Consider the following 14,036-nt stretch of genomic DNA (forward strand, 5'->3'; position numbering starts at 1 on the left):
TTGTTTATCCGCTAAATTACTCAAAAGTCGTTAAACAATAAACTTCTTAAGTTGTTCAAGGAGTTCATTGGCCATTTTTCCCAATTGGCCCGAAGATTGTGCAATTGTTTCAATGGAAGCCAGCTGTTCTTCTGAGGATGCTGAGATTTCCTGCATGCTGGCAGATGCCTGTTCAACCACAGCAGAAATACTTTCCGCTTGATCAGTCACCTCATTTGTCTGACTATTTATCTCCTCTAATGCTGTCGAAACCATATGGGTAATTTCAGCCAGTTCAGTAATTGAGGCAAAAATCTTGTCAAAGCTTTCTTTAGTATCTTCAGCCGATGATTCCATGACACGAACGCTTTCTTTAACCAGATTCATATTATTAACAGTTTCAATCACTCTGCCATTGATACCATTTACAATATCTTCAATTTTTTTAGTGGAACTGCCCGATTGCTCGGCTAGCTTGCGAATTTCCTCTGCAACAACAGCAAAACCCCTTCCGGCTTCACCTGCACGAGCAGCTTCAATTGAAGCGTTTAGCGCAAGAAGATTTGTTTGTTCAGCAATACTGTTTATTTCACCAATAATATTGCGAATCTCATCAGCCATTGTTGACAACTGGTGTATTGATTTGCCGACAGCATTGGTATATCTATTATTTTCTTCTATTTTCTGACTTTGGCGTTCAAGAGCCTTCTGACCTTCTTTGGCAAGTTCTAGTGACTCTTTGGCTTTATCTGCCGCAACTTCTGTTCTTGTCGTGGCATCTGTGACAATATCGTTTACTCTAGCAATGGCACTGGTTGTATCTTGAACCATTAATGCTTGGTCACTGTTCCCCTGGGCCATTTCGTTAATGGTCTTAACCACTTGTGTTAAACTTAAGGCAGTTTCTTCTGTTGTTGAAGATAATTGTATAGAGTGGGATGCCAATGATGATGCAACAGTCTGAATATTTTCCATAAGTCCCCTTAAATTCTGATTCATCACCTTAAGACTATGGTAAAGTTGCCCAATTTCATTCTTTGACTTAATTTTAACATCAAAGTCTTTGAAATCCCCTTTTGCAATTGTTTGGATTTTGAAAGCCAGGTCAATCAACGGTTTAATAAAGCGGTTTGAGAAGTACAAGCCCAACAATCCCGTAATAATTGCTGCAATAACAAACATGACAATAAAGACATGCATGAGCTTATAAGTAGAAGCCATAGCCACTGAAACAGGTGTTTCTACAACAATCAACCAACCTGCCAAATCATTTAAGTAACTGCTGGCAATGATATTTTCTCCATGAATATTTTTTGTTTTCAGAGTCTCATTTTGTCCGGAAAAACCTGTCTGTACAAATTCCAAAATTCCATAATTTTCTTGATTTTGCACATATTCTATGTTGGGATGAGCCAATACGGTACCTTCTCTTGAAAGAACATAGACAGTAGAACCATCCTTTGAAAGCTCTGTAACAAAATCACTGAGCTGGCCAAGCTGAATGTTGATTTGAAGAACTCCGGCAATCTTATTATCCATATCACGAACTGGTGTAGCAATAACTACCATTAGTTTTCCTGTCGTTTTAGCCAAAATAATATCTGATACATACTTTTCATTTCCACTTATGGCTTGCTGATAAAAATCTCTCTCATTAACACTGGTTAGTGCATCATCATTGCTTTTAACAACTTGTTGTCCTTCTGTATTATCAAGAGCAATGACAATACCAGGATTAACTTTAGCGGCATCCTCCAGAATCTTTTTCGCACTGTCCAGATCAAAATTACGAATAGCTGGTTGATTTGCAATTATATGTAACGTGTTAAAATTCTTCTCAAGTAATCCATTTATTTCAGATTTAACAATTTCCAATTTGTTCTCACTAATTTGATATATATCCATTTGGGATGTTACTACAAAATAAGATATGGATATAGCAGAAAAGATTAATAGCGGAACTAAGCTGGTGATTAAGAGAATTGAAAATAATCGTGTTTTGAGCTTCAAATTAACTCCTCCTTGTTTAGTTTTTCGACGTTTGCAAAAACTATACACCTCATATATGCAACAACTTGTGGTGTTGAAGTGGAACGAATTTAACCAGAAATAATTACAAAAACTTGTACAACATTTTAATAGGATTACATAATACGGCAGAAGATATTTCTTTAATTTACTAAACCGCTTAATTCCCCTGATATTTTTTATTAGATAAGATGAACATGCTAAAAAAGACAATAGACGCTATTACCATCATATTATATAATTTTCAAGGTGCTATTTCATTTATGGCTGTATATTTATAAATACGATATGAAATGCAGACAATCTTTTTAATCAATAGTTATCAATTAATGTGATCAAGTAAAACATATTGCCAAGATTTCACATTTAGCGGTAAAAAACAGATACCTATTATAAAACATCAATACATTACCTTATAAATTTTACGACTTTACATAAAATTTTTCAAGACATTATTATAAAATCCTATGGCAAAATCAAAACCATTTATTCCCACAATTCCTTTTTGAGAGTATTTTAAGAAATTACAATATTCGATATATTTCAGCTGGAACAATTTCCTTATACATATTACAATTTATACACCCTTTATACTATTTACATTATTTAGTAAACCAATCTGGATCGATTATTCAAATAATCAAAACAAAGAACCGTCCGAAACCACTGAAAAACACCAAATAAAAAATGTAAAACATTCAATATATTTCAACAAATATATAGTAAAAAACCTCCTTCAATGGTATAATGGAATCACGCAAAACCAACACCACAAAGGAGGTTTTTTAAATGCTAAAAGATAAAAATAATCAATTAAGCATCTATTCAATATTATACAATAAAATTCCAGAAAATCATATACTTAAATTAATAAATAATGCAATTGATTTTAGTTTTTAAATTGCAATATTAAATGCAACACCTATAGTAGAAATCATTTTTTGTTTAGGTGGTAAATCCACAATATTATCCTTAAGCCCTTCTTGGTTATTTATTTGAGCGAATGCAGAGGGATGTCAAGGGTTGCCGTCAGGCAAGACGAAGTCTTTACCCTTGACTCCCCTCAAATGAGCTCTATAATTCACATGAAAGAAGGGCTTAAGCTGTTTTTGATGTATCATCATTAACTATTTTAAACAGCTCTTCATTAAAGCATTCTTCAGGCGTTTTATAATCTAATATCTTGCGTGGAAGATTATTTAACCAGTCTTGTATACGTTTTATTGTTGTCGCTGTAAAATCTCTTATTGCTTTCCCTTTAGGTATAAAACGCCGTATAAGACCATTATGACGTTCATTAGTACCTCTTTCCCATGAGGAATAAGGATGTGCATAGTATACTTCTATCCCTAATGGTTGTAATATTTCTGTCAATCTACTAAATTCTGAACCATTGTCTGCTGTAATAGTACGAAATATGTTACAAAACTGTTCTCCATAGAAATTCTTTAGTTCCAAAAGTGCCTTGTTAACAGCATTACTATCTCTTGCTTCTAAAAGAAACAGCAGTTCATAGCGTGTCTTTCGTTCTGTTAATGTTAAAATAACTGTATCGCTAGATTTTCTCCCTATGATTGTAGCAATTTCCCAATGTCCAAAAGTCTGCCGTAGTTGCACATCTTCTGGCCTTTGATCGATGCTTTTTCCCAGAATACGTTTATTCTGACGGTCTCTTCTTACTTTTGGTTTTATTCGAAGTTTAAGGTTTAAATCAATATTTCGTACTTTCAGCAGCCCTTGGTCTATATAATTATATAAGGTTTTAGTACATACAATAGTAGAATGCATCCACTTAGAATTCACTATACATGAGCCAACTACGGCATCTGGTGACCATTTTTCATATAGTATTTTTTCTTCTGCAAATTTTATGAAATCTTCAACTCTAGCTAATTTACACTTTGCACCGCAATTCAAACGATTTTTTTCATAAGCTATCTGCCCACTTTCAGCAAAATACTTTCTATACGTCGTTAAATCATGCCTCATTTGAATCGTTGTACCTCTTTTAATCTCACGACTGATCGTACTTGGTGAACGACCTAGCATTTTAGCAATATAGCGTTGTGATTTCCCTTCCTTAATGAAAGCTTCAATTTGTCCACGTTCATAAACATTTAGGTGTTTAAATTTACGTTTAGTTGTGTTATTATTAGTTTTGATAACCATAGTTGAGAACCTCCTGTATGTTTGGATTGGACACCTAAATCATACATGATTTCTCACTATGGTTGTTAATTTTTTTACTACATTTTACCTGTTGCATTTAATTTTACAATTAACCCAATTGATTTTAGTTTTATTAATAAACTACTCGAAAAGTCCTATTGTAAATATTATGGCAGACCTGCAAAAGAACCTGAACTTATGTTAAGGCTTTTAATTCTTCAATATTTGTACAACTTATCCGATGAACGTGTAATCGAGGAAGCTTCATTAAATCTGGCTTACTTATGGTTTCTTGGAATTAATCCTGAAGAAGAACTTCCCCATCCGAGTTTACTGGCAAAATTCAGAGTTCACAGGCTACAGGAAGTTACAATGGATGAAATAATAACGGAAGTAGTAAAACAGTGTGTAGAAAAAAATATAATTAAGTCTGGTGGAATTAGTATTGATTGTACACACACTCATGCCAATACTGTAAAAAAAGTACCCGAGAGGATATTAAAACATATTGCCAAAAAGATATTTAAAAATTTAGAAAAAGAGGCAGGAGAGATACCGGAAGAAATCAATACAAATATTCCAAACTATAAAGAAATAGCAGATCATAGAGAAGCAAAAGCGACAATGAAGGCTTATGTGGAAGAAGTAATTGCGCAGGTTGAAGAAAAAATTGAAGGGGAAAAACATACGAAAACATGCAAAGTTATAGAAAAAGCCCGTGAGATATTAGAAGACCCAAAATTTATAGAACAAAAGAGTATAAGGTCATTAGTAGACCAGGATGCAAGAGTAGGATATAAATCGAAAACAGAAAGTTTTTTTGGATATAAAACAGAGTATGCAATGACGACAAAAGAAAGGATAATAACGGCAGTAAGGGTATATAACGGTGCATACGTTGACGGTACAGGATTTGAAGAATTAATTGATTTGACAAAGGATAGCGGAATAGAAATAAAAGAGGTATATGGGGATAAAGCATATTTCAGGAAGCCAATTTTAGATGTAATAAAAGAAAACGGTGCCGAAGCGTACATACCGATTAGTGAAATGGTATACAAAATAGATGAGAGTAAATATGCGTATAATAAGGATTCGGACCAATGGTTTTGTGATTATGGGAATTATACCGTAGAGAAGCAGAGAAAGATAAGAAAAAGAGACGGTCGAGAATCATGGAAATATAAGTTTGATGTAGAAGGATGTCAAAAATGTCCAAAGAAAGATCAATGCTTCAAAATAGGGAAATCAAATACTCTAGAAATAAGTGTAAATATACCTGAATATTATGAATACAGCCAAAGAGCAAAAACGAAGGAATTTATAGAAAAATATAAAGAACGAGCAAGTCAAGAGTGGAAAAATGGAGAGATGAAGAGATTTCATGGATTAAGCCGTGCCCGAGGGTACGGCTTAAGAAGCATGTCAATGCAATCAAAATTAACAGCATTGGCAGTAAATTTAAAGAGGATAGCCCAACTGGTATCCTCTTTAAGTAAAAATAATCATTATTTTTTGCTTTTGAAAATTAGAATTAAATGTTTTCGGCTGTATAAAACTGTAAAAGTGGCTTAAAAAACCCTACTTTTTCAGTGGTTTCGAACCGTCCCTTGTTCTATGTTCTTTCCCAATTAATCTTGTCGAAGATCCTTTTTAGTACTTCCTGCCGGTTAACAGTTCCTTCCACTCCCGGGCCTCTGGGTTCCGGCCCATAGTCATACGCAGCAGAGGTACCAAGAATCATAGTATCACAACTATCTGTGGCTATCTGCAATGCAATTATCTTTCCATCCCTTCGGGTAAGTAAAATTTTAGCAGTAAAGGGACATCCCGTTAAGTCACAATATTTGGCATTTGAGAACATATTCTCAAGTTCCTTTAGATTTTGGGCATCTTCAACAACCTGTACCTGTTCCTCTGAATTTCTGCCTAATTTCATCCTCATCTCTGCCCGAACTATGTCATGTATTTCAGACAGTTCAACCCATTCCCATGCTGTTTTGGCTTTGACTATATTCATAATACTGTCATATATATCATGATCAATAATCACTCTACCGTTTTCTTTATGTTTGTGAATAACCTTTGTCCCGTCCGATAGCAGGCATAATTCATAGAAGTTTTCATCATCCTCGTCAAATTGGACTTCTATGCCCGTGCGCACAAGGGTATTAGTGTCACACTCTATTTTCTCAAGGTTGTAAAGTTTTTCTTTCATATCTTTAGCAAAAGTTTCTGCAATTTGAACATATTCAATGGGACTAATACCATCAATCATTATGGATACTGCAATTCGCGGATATATTTCGGAATTGAATATAAACGAACCTCTCTCTTTTGCCTGTTTTGCATATCGAATGTACTCATCCAGTCCTGAAAGCTGAAACACTTCAATCTGCATAATCTGGCTCATATTTGCGGACTTTTCTCCCACCGCAATGAAGAAAATATCTTTATTGTTGTAATAGTTAACATACATACCTGTAGGAAAACGGCAAATTTCGTCTCCCTGGGAATCTTCCAGAACTTTTTGGCTTAGCTTTGTGCTTATTGAAGTCACCTCATAAATTCTCGTACCTTCCGGCAAACCCTTTGCACCTTTCTTACATTTAAGCAGAATATATCCGCTGCCGCTGCTCTCTATTCGTCCAATACCACGGTAATTATCCCGTACAATCTCAGGCAATGTATTTAAAACTTCTTCCATTTGTCCTTCCGTCATATATTGAAAATTGCTGTTTGCCAAAAGATCTTCCATGACTTTAGCATAGGCTTTCAACTCACTAAATTCATCCTTTTCATTATTGAACTCTTGCTGTTCATTCAAATATGTATTGTCGGCTACCGCTGATTTGCCTCTATCGGTATCATCCGTCTGCCTGTTTGTTAAAAGTATAAAACCAAGAGCAACAAGCATAAAAGTTGCAATAATTTTTATTAGCCTCCCGCTCTTTTTAAACTTCATAATTCCCTTAATTCTATCCCTGATACTGCTTTCTCCGAATGCAAGAAGTCCGCCATGAATCAGCGCATTCTGCTTTGCTGCAATGTTTAAGAGGGAATTTGCATAATCGCTTCGTATATCGCTTTTATATGCTGATAAAACCTTGATATCGCAAGACATTTCCATATCTTTTTGGGATAATAAAAAGCTTATCCATATTAATGGATTGAACCAATGAATGCATAATACAAAAAACGCCAACAGTTTGGTAATATTGTCATAACGCTTTATGTGAACCAGTTCATGGATAATCACATATTTCAAATGGTTACTGTCACTTTTATTAACAAGGAAAGCAGGAATAATTATCCGCACATTAATAATTCCAGCTACAACAGGCGTATTAATTTTTTCAGAAGTGTAAATTTTTATTTTCCGTTTAAAGTTGAGTTTGCTGCTGCATTCATTAACCAATCCGTTGTCATTAAAAAGAACCGCTGTCTTAAGCCTCCTGCATGTTTTCAGATACGCATATATGCCAAAGACTATCAATATCAAAAAAATTACCAGCCATATGTAAGCAATAACGGAAACTATTCTTTGTTTATTTATATTATTGTCCGAAGTAATCCTCCCGTTTTGTGGCAGTGTACTGTCAGTAACAGTTTCATTGTCTGTTTCATCGTCTATAACATTAACTCGGTCATCAATTTCTCCACTAGCATTTGCATCCCTATGGAACACTCTTGTCCCATCAATGGCAATTTCATTCCGTGATACTCTTTCCACTTCATACCCGGTCATATTTATTTGTTGGCGTATCTCGCCACCATTTGACGGTATAAAATTAAATAAACTGAAGCTGGTCGGAACTGAAAATGGAACCAGAAGGCGTATTAGCACTATTCCCCATGCAGCATAATGAAAAGTTTTGGGAATTTTTCTTCCAATCAGCATCCTCAGCAAAATTATTATAACAGCAGCAATTGACGCTGCTGTACTCATATTAATTATTGTCAAAAATATATTTTCAAGCATATTATACTCCACCTTCACTTGTACAATTAATATTGTATTAAATCAGTGACCGAAGCCACTGTTCGACCCATTAAAATTCATTGTTAACATAACACTTCAAACTTCATTCTTTTCTAAACATCAAGCACATCATCCGGCTTCACATCTTAGCCATTTTGCCAGCAACTGTTGGCCTGAACCTTGACAATCATGTATAATATCTTCCGGACTTGGAAGGTGAGTGTTTCACCTCCTGGGACGGACCTTAGCGGGCCGATTACCCGTAAGAAAGAGTATTTATCCATTCCGGTAAGTCTACATGATTTGGCTGGTTGAGGCCAGCTCTTTGGCTGGTTCCTCGTGTCACATGCAAGGTTGTTTGCTTACATGGGAAGGAATGGAGGCTTTTAAGTCCATTAATCTTAAAAAGGAGGCATTTTAATGAATTTCAGACCCATTGCAGGAATTGATGTGGGTAAGTTCTTCAGTGAAATGGCGATTCTTTCTCCTACCAATGAAGTGGTTGCCCGCATGAAGATTCACCATGATTCCAATACCGACGTTGAAAGAGCCGTTGAATTGCTTAATAAAACGGAAAAAGATTTTGCTTCAAGGCCTTTCATAGTCATGGAATCCACCGGGCACTATCACAAAATCCTTTTCCATTCACTTTGTAAAGCTGGATTTGAGGTTTCGGTAACAAACCCCATCCAAACTGATTCTATCAAAAATATTGGAATCAGAAAAGTGAAAAATGATAAAGTGGATGCCCGGAAAATTGCCCTACTCTATAGATTTCAGGAACTTAAGTCAACCAACATCCCCAATGAGGATATTGAGTGCCTAAGGAGCCTATGTCGCCAGTACTACAAACTGAGTGATGAGCTTACCGCCTACAAAAACAGGCTTACCGGTATTGTTGACCAACTCATGCTTAACTTCAAGGATGTCTTCTCCAATATATTTTCAAAGGCTGCTATGGCTGTCCTGGAGGAGTATCCTACTCCTGCCCATATTCTTAAGGCTGACAGGAACAAGCTGATTTCACTGATTCAGAAGAAATCCCGCAAAAGTCTCAAATGGTCAACTGCCAAGTATGAGCTTCTGGTCTCCAAGGCCAGAGATTTTGCACCTCTGAGCATTCATAATGCCTCAAATGTTATTATGCTGGGCGTATATATCTCCATGATCAAAACCTTGGAAGAAAGCCTGGAGAAAGTCCTTAAGTCCATTCGTCTACTGATTGCTGAAGATATGGCGAAGGATATGCCCATGCTGGCATTGACGCTTGAACTTTTGCAGAGCCTGCCAGGTATAGGCCTTCTCTCTGCTGCTACTATTCTTGCGGAGATTGGAGACTTTTCAGCCTTTAAAAAGCCAGGCAAGCTGGTTGCTTATTTCGGCGTTGACCCCTCTGTCATGCAGTCCGGAGAGTTTACCGGCACACGGAACAAGATGTCTAAGAGAGGTTCAAGGCTGCTTCGCAGGGTGCTTTTCACAATTGCTCTTGCTAATATCCGTACCAAGCGGGATAAGACAGCTTGCAACCCTGTGCTGCTGGAGTTCTACCAACAAAAATGCCAGAGTAAGCCTAAGAAAGTAGCTTTGGGAGCTGTTATGCGCAAGCTTGTTTGTATCATCTTTGCTGTTCTAAGGGATAGGAAACCTTACCAGTTACGCAGTCCCCAGGAACACGCTCAAATGCTTGCAGCAAAGCATACAGCAGCTTGATAGTACTGTACTTGATGTTCAGTTTTCAAAGAGCAACTTGCTATTTTAGACCAGCTATTTTATGTCTACCTCACCTAAGTGGTCTTGTTGTCATGCGTTTCATTAACGTCAGGAGCCTAAAAAAATTTCTCAAAATTTTTATTATAAACTCTTGACTTTAATTAGCTGGTCTTTCTTTTAATGTCTATTTATATCTTTTTAATATCATCTGTCTCGCTTTAATTTTTTTAATTCGGGGTTTTAAAAATCATAGTATTCCCTGCAATACTCACAAATCTGTATCATCAGCTGTCATATATTTTAATCTGTACTATATAAAATCGCCTTTGGTCTAATGTATTAAACCAATTTTAGTTTATCTCATTAGACAAGAACTGTCAACAAGATCTCTAATTTTTGTGCAAAACACAAAAACACCCTCATATGTAAATAAGTAACTACTCTTAATACAATGAGGATGTCTGATATCTTTGATATATCCATAAAGAATATCCTATTACTCAGAAGTTCCCGCAGACGGCAAATCCTTATTTGTTTTTGACATATCCAAATTATCAACTATATCCTTTACAATTTCGTAATGCCAATAATACATATCATTTGCCGACAAGCCGAGCAGCTTTTCCATATTCAAGATAATATAGCCATTTTTAATTTCTGTCACCCTATAAAAAGGTTCTCCATTTAATATTGCTATACTCGACTTTTTATTCCATTCACTCACCGAAACAGTTTGATTTTGAACCAATAGCTGCATGAGTTCATAGAAAGATTTTTGCATGACTTTAAGTCTCAAATCAGGATAATAGGTTTCTCTAATGTAATTATCTATTTCAAGCCATAACTTCTCAATACAGTTCTGTCTGTCTATAAGGCTGTTAATGGACAAATCTCCTGTAGACATCGCGCGGCCAAGTCTTTCTTCCCAGTCAATTGGCTTCCATTCAAGAGTTCTGCTCATATGTATAATCCACTTTTCATGGGGAATGTACTCATTATTTGCAGCATAAAGCGCTTTCAACAATAAAGGAATCGATTCATTCAGCGTAAAGTGCCCTTGTAAAGCATCATCTCTGCTTATCCATATATCTCCGGCAAGTTTATAACTCCACCATGCACCGAATAAATAGCTCTGAGACCTTGATACATCAAGTTTGTTCGATAGCTTATTCTCATACATCTCAGCTATTTTGTTATGTGGGTCATATAATATTTTTGAATAGGATAAATCCCAAAGCTCTACTTCACCATACTTCTTTTCTTTTTCCCTTTCAAAATCCAATACCTTTATATCATAAAGGACTCCATCTAATACAACTATCCCCAGCGTAATGGGTGTTTTATTTTCTTGCCAGTATTTATACGTATCAGGCTCCAAAAATATAGTAATATCTATTTCCGATAAGTGGTCAGCAAAACCTCTTGAAAGTCCTCCGTTTAGTGTAATGCCGACAACACCCGGAAGAGATATAAATTCCGGCAACCTATCATTAAGATGCTTTAGCAGCACATCACTTATATTATTACGTTTTACGTCTACATAGGGTCTTCCCATGAATAACGCCCCTCTTCTTATAAGTGTGGTATATAATTAATTGTCCTTTCGAATATATTAAATCTCTACAGATAAGCCCTTTGTTATTAAGTCATTTCTCTAATGGTTTCAAGATTGCATATTGTAACTGATCAAGAATTATTCCTTCCTTGACAATCGCATTTTTAAATCGTCCTTCCAGCTCATATCCCGCTTTTTCTAATACACGTATTGAAGCTGAATTGTTAGAAAAGACCCGTGCAAAGATCCTGATTAAATCAAGTTTTTCAAATGCATACTTTGTTACTGCTTTTACAGCTTCCGTCATGATGCCTTTGCCCCAAAATTCCTCAGCAAGCCAAAAGCCAAGAAATCCGGATAATCTTAGTATATCAGTTTGCTTTACTATGTGAATATCACCAATTGCAGTTCCCTGATAATCTATAGCAAAGTAAGATGATTCATTCGGAAGACAAATCTTCTCAATGTATTCTTTTGCATGAGCAAGAGTAAAAGGATGTGCAAATTCATCTCTTAAGAATCGCCAGATGTTATAGTTGTTTGCATATTTACTGTAAGATTCAGCATCCTCTATTCTAAAAGATCTAATAACAAGTCCATCAATACTTGTAGTTATGTTCACCCCATTGCCCCCCTCTATTCAAATCAACTATGTTTTCCTCCTCAGGTTGAAGTGTCATGCGTTTGAGATTTTATGACTTACCAGGCAAAGTCTTTTTTCATTCTTAAGAAGCATCCCAAATATTTTTTCAATTTCTTAACTAACTGCATTAAGTACCCTATCGCACAAACCGTATCTTTGGCATATAACTGGTATCTTCTTTCACTTTATTATATTTACCAAATTATCATAATCCTGTTTATATTCCAAGACTGTTTTTGATTAATTTCCTTTATCTTTGTTTTATTCACCAGACTTCTTTTTATATCAGCACTATTTACCATTTCTGAAATAAATTTTTCGTATTAATCTGTCTTTTATTTAGAACAAAGAACCGTCCGAAACCACTGAAAAAGTAGGGTTTTTTAAGCCACTTTTACAGTTTTATACAGCCGAAAACATTTAATTCTAATTTTCAAAAGCAAAAAATAATGATTATTTTTACTTAAAGAGGATACCAGTTGGGCTATCCTCTTTAAATTTACTGCCAATGCTGTTAATTTTGATTGCATTGACATGCTTCTTAAGCCGTACCCTCGGGCACGGCTTAATCCATGAAATCTCTTCATCTCTCCATTTTTCCACTCTTGACTTGCTCGTTCTTTATATTTTTCTATAAATTCCTTCGTTTTTGCTCTTTGGCTGTATTCATAATATTCAGGTATATTTACACTTATTTCTAGAGTATTTGATTTCCCTATTTTGAAGCATTGATCTTTCTTTGGACATTTTTGACATCCTTCTACATCAAACTTATATTTCCATGATTCTCGACCGTCTCTTTTTCTTATCTTTCTCTGCTTCTCTACGGTATAATTCCCATAATCACAAAACCATTGGTCCGAATCCTTATTATACGCATATTTACTCTCATCTATTTTGTATACCATTTCACTAATCGGTATGTACGCTTCAGCACCGTTTTCTTTTATTACATCTAAAATTGGCTTCCTGAAATATGCTTTATCCCCATATACCTCTTTTATTTCTATTCCGCTATCCTTTGTCAAATCAATTAATTCTTCAAATCCTGTACCGTCAACGTATGCACCGTTATATACCCTTACTGCCGTTATTATCCTTTCTTTTGTCGTCATTGCATACTCTGTTTTATATCCAAAAAAACTTTCTGTTTTCGATTTATATCCTACTCTTGCATCCTGGTCTACTAATGACCTTATACTCTTTTGTTCTATAAATTTTGGGTCTTCTAATATCTCACGGGCTTTTTCTATAACTTTGTATGTTTTCGTATGTTTTTCCCCTTCAATTTTTTCTTCAACCTGCGCAATGACTTCTTCCACATAAGCCTTCATTGTCGCTTTTGCTTCTCTATGATCTGCTATTTCCTTATAGTTTGGAATATTTGTATTGATTTCTTCCGGTATCTCTCCTGCCTCTTTTTCTAAATTTTTAAATATCTTTTTGGCAATATGTTTTAATATCCTCTCGGGTACTTTTTTTACAGTATTGGCATGAGTGTGTGTACAATCAATACTAATTCCACCAGACTTAATTATATTTTTTTCTACACACTGTTTTACTACTTCCGTTATTATTTCATCCATTGTAACTTCCTGTAGCCTGTGAACTCTGAATTTTGCCAGTAAACTCGGATGGGGAAGTTCTTCTTCAGGATTAATTCCAAGAAACCATAAGTAAGCCAGATTTAATGAAGCTTCCTCGATTACACGTTCATCGGATAAGTTGTACAAATATTGAAGAATTAAAAGCCTTAACATAAGTTCAGGTTCTTTTGCAGGTCTGCCATAATATTTACAATAGGACTTTTCGAGTAGTTTATTAATAAAACTAAAATCAATTGCATTATTTATTAATTTAAGTATATGATTTTCTGGAATTTTATTGTATAATATTGAATAGATGCTTAATTGATTATTTTTATCTTTTAGCATTTAAAAAACCTCCTTTGTGGTGTTGGTTTTGCGTGA

At 35.3% G+C, this 14,036-nt stretch carries 8 protein-coding genes; 2 read left to right on the top strand and 6 right to left on the bottom strand.

Annotated elements, in window-relative coordinates; translation table 11 throughout:
* Window positions 1-30: 30 nt before the first annotated feature.
* On the bottom strand, window positions 31-1,989 hold the full coding sequence (locus tag CLOCL_RS17200) for a methyl-accepting chemotaxis protein (protein WP_014256517.1): 1,959 nt from the start codon (window positions 1,987-1,989) through the stop codon (window positions 31-33).
* 1,116 nt (window positions 1,990-3,105) lie between these two features.
* The gene (locus tag CLOCL_RS17205) at window positions 3,106-4,176 is read right to left on the bottom strand and encodes an IS30 family transposase (RefSeq protein ID WP_014253712.1); all 1,071 of its coding nucleotides are present in this window, start codon (window positions 4,174-4,176) and stop codon (window positions 3,106-3,108) included.
* Between the two features lie 81 nt (window positions 4,177-4,257).
* On the opposite strand from CLOCL_RS17205, the gene CLOCL_RS17210 reads away from it, so the two are divergent.
* Window positions 4,258-5,751, top strand: coding sequence for an IS1182 family transposase (locus tag CLOCL_RS17210; RefSeq protein ID WP_052306615.1), 1,494 nt, complete (start codon window positions 4,258-4,260; stop codon window positions 5,749-5,751).
* Window positions 5,752-5,791: 40 nt separating this feature from the next.
* Here CLOCL_RS17210 and CLOCL_RS21305 read toward each other — a convergent pair whose 3' ends face one another.
* Complete coding sequence (locus CLOCL_RS21305; protein WP_014256519.1) at window positions 5,792-8,158, bottom strand: M56 family metallopeptidase; 2,367 nt, start codon at window positions 8,156-8,158, stop codon at window positions 5,792-5,794.
* 420 nt (window positions 8,159-8,578) lie between these two features.
* Between CLOCL_RS21305 and CLOCL_RS17220 the strand changes: the two genes are divergently transcribed.
* The gene (locus CLOCL_RS17220) at window positions 8,579-9,868 is read left to right on the top strand and encodes an IS110 family RNA-guided transposase (RefSeq protein ID WP_014254024.1); all 1,290 of its coding nucleotides are present in this window, start codon (window positions 8,579-8,581) and stop codon (window positions 9,866-9,868) included.
* A gap of 496 nt (window positions 9,869-10,364) precedes the next feature.
* On the opposite strand, the gene CLOCL_RS17225 is transcribed toward CLOCL_RS17220, so the two are convergent.
* From CLOCL_RS17225 to CLOCL_RS17235, 3 genes are all read right to left on the bottom strand, one after another.
* On the bottom strand, window positions 10,365-11,423 hold the full coding sequence (locus tag CLOCL_RS17225; protein WP_014256520.1) for a hypothetical protein: 1,059 nt from the start codon (window positions 11,421-11,423) through the stop codon (window positions 10,365-10,367).
* 91 nt (window positions 11,424-11,514) lie between these two features.
* Window positions 11,515-12,045, bottom strand: coding sequence for a GNAT family N-acetyltransferase (locus CLOCL_RS17230; RefSeq protein ID WP_014256521.1), 531 nt, complete (start codon window positions 12,043-12,045; stop codon window positions 11,515-11,517).
* A 404-nt stretch (window positions 12,046-12,449) separates the two neighbouring features.
* Window positions 12,450-14,000: an IS1182 family transposase gene (locus CLOCL_RS17235; RefSeq protein ID WP_014254181.1), complete on the bottom strand. Its 1,551-nt coding sequence runs from the start codon at window positions 13,998-14,000 to the stop codon at window positions 12,450-12,452.
* Between the last annotated feature and the right edge of the window lie 36 nt (window positions 14,001-14,036).

Origin of the sequence: Acetivibrio clariflavus DSM 19732, assembly GCF_000237085.1 — a bacterium.
Taxonomy (GTDB): domain Bacteria; phylum Bacillota; class Clostridia; order Acetivibrionales; family Acetivibrionaceae; genus Acetivibrio; species Acetivibrio clariflavus.